Below are 464 nucleotides of genomic sequence, written 5' to 3' on the forward strand. Positions count from 1 at the left end.
GACGGCCCCTGTCCCGCGCGGGGCAGGGGCCGTCCGGTCTGTCTCGGGGAGCGTCGCGACCGTCAGCCGCGCGGGCGCTCGAAGGTCAGGAGCAGTCCCTCCACGGCTCCAGGGCCTATGCGGCCCTTGACGTCGGCGGCCGTGATGGCCTTCAGCGCCCAGCCGTCCGCGGCGTGCTCGTTGAGGATCTTCTCCAGTTTGTCGCTGTCCAGGGCGTCGCCGATAAGCGACTCCCGGAACGTGACGACCTTGTACTCGTAGCTGTGGGCGCTGCTCATGAGGTGCGGGTCCTCCTGCCGGCCGAGCCGGGTGGGAATGGAAGTGGCCAGGGCAAGACAATCATCCGTTCGGTGACGGGGTCGAGCGCGGGCCGGGTACCGGCTTCGATCGGGCGGGGCTGCCCACGCCGTGGCAGCCGATGGCGTCTCGCCGCGGTCGCCGATGACGTCCCGCCGTCGGCGGTG

The 464-nt window shown here is 71.3% G+C and carries 1 protein-coding gene; it reads right to left on the reverse strand.

Annotated elements, in window-relative coordinates:
• Positions 1–62: 62 nt before the first annotated feature.
• Complete coding sequence (locus RM844_RS32540) at positions 63–278, reverse strand: DUF4177 domain-containing protein (protein ID WP_311671043.1); 216 nt, start codon at positions 276–278, stop codon at positions 63–65.
• Between the last annotated feature and the right edge of the window lie 186 nt (positions 279–464).

The sequence above is a fragment of the Streptomyces chisholmiae genome (assembly GCF_031845445.1).
GTDB lineage: Bacteria > Actinomycetota > Actinomycetes > Streptomycetales > Streptomycetaceae > Streptomyces > Streptomyces chisholmiae.

Coding starts and splice junctions, on each gene's coding strand:
- RM844_RS32540 (WP_311671043.1), bottom strand. CDS start 278: ATGAGCAGCGCCCACAGCTACGAGTACAAGGTCGTCACGTTCCGGGAG.